The organism is Mesorhizobium sp. M1E.F.Ca.ET.063.01.1.1 (assembly GCF_003998155.1).
In the GTDB taxonomy this organism is placed as follows: Bacteria; Pseudomonadota; Alphaproteobacteria; order Rhizobiales; family Rhizobiaceae; genus Mesorhizobium.
Genome location: NZ_RZSC01000642.1, coordinates 1 through 3,368 on the forward strand (window position 1 = coordinate 1; position 3,368 = coordinate 3,368).

The window sequence follows — 3,368 nt, forward strand, 5'->3', positions numbered from 1 at the left end:
CTGGAACTTCGGCTTTGGGAGCATCGGGCGCCGCGGCAGGGACTTCGGTCAACGCGGCTTCACGCGCGGGCGGCGTGGCACTCGCGGCCGCGGCGGGAACTTCGCCCGGCGCGCCTTCCGCCGCCCCGCCCGTTTTCGGCGCGGGCTGCGGGATACCCGAAAGCACCAGGCTGCGCAGCGCGCCAAGCTCGCGCTCGATCAGGCCGATGCGGGTTTGCTGGCGCGAAACGATGACGAATAAGGCGATGACAGCGGCAATGGCTATCAGGCTGAAAAAATCCATGGCGGCTCCCCTCAAAACCGTGCCAGTCGTGGCCGACAAATGCGGCAATGGGACGGCTATTGAAATCAGCGCCTTGCCGGCCTGCAAGGTCGAGCATGTTTCGGCGCCGATTGCCAGCAACTAGGGGCTTTATCCAATGGCACACGTCGAACGGCCGGACTCGGGCGGCGAGATTACCTGCCACCTGCCGCGAAATACTCGTGCTATTCTAGGGTCTTCGGGGGAATAGCCATGAGGACGACCGATGCCGCAGCGAAGCGCCGGGCTGCTGATCTACAGGCGAACCGGCGGTGTGTTCGAATTCCTGCTGGTCCATCCCGGCGGACCGTTCTGGGCAAAAAAGGATGAAGGCGCGTGGTCGATCCCGAAGGGGCTCATCGACGATGGCGAGGATGGGCTCGCGGCCGCCCGGCGCGAGACCGAGGAGGAGCTCGGCGTCGCCATCGACGGCGACTTCCAACCCGTCGGCAGCTACAGGCAGCCGAGCGGCAAGATCGTGATCGCCTGGAGCGTCGAAGCGGACATCAATGTGGACGCCGTCAGGAGCAATACGTTCACGATGGAATGGCCGCCAAGGTCCGGCGCCAAGAAGGAATTCCCCGAAGTGGACAAAGCCGGCTGGTTTTCACTTCCCGAAGCCGGCCTCAAGATCCTGAAAGGCCAGCGCGCCATCCTCGACGATTTTCTGGAACGGCGGGAAGCCAGATAGGCGCTGCCTTACTGTGCGACGCTTTCGATCGCTTTGATTGCCGCCTGATGCCGGCGCAGCGCGGCGAGAAAGCCGGCGCGAGCGTCGGGCGCCTCGAGGCCGCGTGGCTCATAGACATGTCGGGTGAAGAAGAAGCCGGTCAGCCGGAAGGCGTCCTCCAACGCGGCCGCGTCGGCGCGCAGGCTTGAGCCGCGCTGCAGGAAGGCGGGCAGCGCCAGCATCTTGTCGCGCCAGGGCTCGCCGGCGGCGCGCGAGACGGCGCGTCCGGATTTCGGCGAGACATAGGCGAGGTCCTGCCGCGCGCCGGTCGCCGCGCATTGGCTGAGATCGAGGCCGAAGCCGAGCTCATCGAGGATCAGCAATTCGAAGCGCGCCACCAGCTCGCCCGCGGCATCGGCATCGTCGAGATGAGAGATCATCACGGCAAGCGCCTCGTAGAGGCCGCCATGGGCGTCGCGCTCCGGCAGAAGCCTGAGATGCGCGGCCATGGTCTGCAGGCCGTAGACGGCGACCGCGCTGTCCATCAGCCGGGCGGCGTTCATCTCGATCGCCTCGGCCTGGAAGATGCCCAAATGCTCGTCGAGCCGCGCCCGCCACAGAAGGTCGACGCGGTTGCCGGGTTGCAGCACCGGCTGCTGCTTGCGCGAGCGGCCGCCGCGCACGAGACCGAGATGGCGGCCATGCGCGCGCGTCATCACCTCGAGGATGGCGCTGGTTTCGCCATGCCTGCGGGTGCCGAGAATGATTCCCTCGTCGCGCCATTCCATGGGTCGAGCTTTTCACCCGTTGGACGGCGAAATCAAGATTTACGTATGTCGTACCTGACGCAGAGGAACCAGCCAGCGAGCGAACCGAGCGCTTCAACATTAGACGGTTCGCGCTGGCGATGACGCTGTCTTTGGCCAACCAGGCAACGATCGGCGGCAAAGTTCGTTATGGCACCCAGAGCGCGTCGCCAAGGAGGGACCGCCGCACTCGACGAAGGTACCAACTTCCACCCCAGCAGGTTCGCCCTAGATGAACTGCACCAATGCGAAGATGCGGCTGCCTGCGATCTTGCAAGAATGTCCGAGCCGGCGCCGGCAGCGCGCACTCCGATCGATAGTTTTCCGCCAGGGCCAGCAATGCGAACTCTAATTTCTCTGTTGTTGTTTCTACTGCTCTGCGGGGCACCAAGCCTCGCCCAGCCGGCCGCACAAGGAGGTTCCAAGCCCGGCGAGCCGAACGCGGATGTCGAAGCGCTCATCACCATCCTGGAGAACGACCAGGCGCGGCACCGCCTGATCGACAAGCTGCGCGCCGCGGCCGCGGAAGGCAACCAGCCGGCGGCCGAGGCAGCGCCTGAAACGACGATCGCACAGGAGGTCGCCGCGTATACGAAGGATGCGGCAGAGAGCGCTTCGGGCCTGATCAAGACGACCGCCGCCCTCGTCGAGAGAATTGCCGGCGTCTTTTCAGGAGGTGTCTCGATCGATGTGCAGAGCCTTTGGAACGCCGTACGCAACAGCGCCCTTGTCGTGGTCCTCACCTTCGCCGTCTACCTCGCGTTGCGGTTCGCCTTTGGACGGTTCCAGCGCACATTCGCCAATGCAGCGACACGCGGAGGCAGGTTCGAGCGGTTCGGCTTCATCGGGTTGTCCGCGCTGGCCGACGCGCTCACCGTGCTCGCGGCCTGGGCAATCGGTTCGGTGTCTTCGCTCTCCGCATTCGTTATCGACCAGGCGGGCCAGGCAGAGATGAACCGGGCGCTGTTCCTGAACGCCTTCCTGGTCATCGAGTTCATCAAGGTCCTTGCGCGGACACTGCTTGCCCCGAGATGGCCCGCGCTGCGGATCTGGACATTGGGCGACACAACGGCGGCATACTGGTATTTCTGGCTGAGCCGCTTCGTCAGCGTGGTCGGCTATACGATGTTCTTCCTCGCGCCGATCGTTGCGGTCAACGTTTCGGAAGACGCCGCGCAAGTGGTCCGCGTGGTCGTGATGTTTGCCGCGCTGGTGCTCGCCCTGATCGTCATCCTGCAGAATCGCGATCAGGTACGGCGATGGCTGCTGCGCCGCAGCGAGACCCGCCGACCCGACATTCTGGGCAGGTTCCTGGCCGGTCTCGCCAGGCTTTGGCACGTCGTGGCGATCGGATACCTGATCCTCGTCTTTGTTCTGTGGCTCGCAGCGCCCGCGATGGCCCTGCCGTTCGTCCTCGCTGCCACCGTCCAATCGATCATCGCCATAGCCATAGGGGTATTGCTGACGGGCGTCATCGCGCGGGTCGCCGGAGCGGGGATAAACCTGCCCGCCGAGGTCAGCGAGCGGCTTCCTTTGCTCGAGCGGCGCCTCAATGCCTTCGTTCCCAATGTGCTCAGGGCAGTTCGCATCC

Annotated in this window: 2 protein-coding genes and 2 pseudogenes; 2 read left to right on the forward strand and 2 right to left on the reverse strand. The window is 64.8% G+C overall.

Features of this window, described 5'->3' with window-relative positions; genetic code table 11:
* Positions 1-283, reverse strand: a pseudogene (locus tag EOA29_RS29740) (DUF2339 domain-containing protein); the annotation flags it as partial.
* A 244-nt stretch (positions 284-527) separates the two neighbouring features.
* On the opposite strand from EOA29_RS29740, the gene EOA29_RS29745 reads away from it, so the two are divergent.
* Complete coding sequence (locus EOA29_RS29745; protein WP_127222002.1) at positions 528-992, forward strand: NUDIX domain-containing protein; 465 nt, start codon at positions 528-530, stop codon at positions 990-992.
* Between the two features lie 8 nt (positions 993-1,000).
* On the opposite strand, the gene recO is transcribed toward EOA29_RS29745, so the two are convergent.
* Complete coding sequence (gene recO, locus EOA29_RS29750; protein ID WP_127222003.1) at positions 1,001-1,759, reverse strand: DNA repair protein RecO; 759 nt, start codon at positions 1,757-1,759, stop codon at positions 1,001-1,003.
* A 381-nt stretch (positions 1,760-2,140) separates the two neighbouring features.
* On the opposite strand from recO, the pseudogene EOA29_RS29755 reads away from it, so the two are divergent.
* Positions 2,141-3,368: pseudogene (locus EOA29_RS29755) on the forward strand (mechanosensitive ion channel protein MscS); the annotation flags it as partial.

Excerpts from the sequence above, each read along its gene's own strand:
- EOA29_RS29745 (WP_127222002.1), top strand. The coding sequence starts at position 528 with ATGCCGCAGCGAAGCGCCGGGCTGCTGATCTACAGGCGAACCGGCGGT.
- recO (WP_127222003.1), bottom strand. The coding sequence starts at position 1,759 with ATGGAATGGCGCGACGAGGGAATCATTCTCGGCACCCGCAGGCATGGC.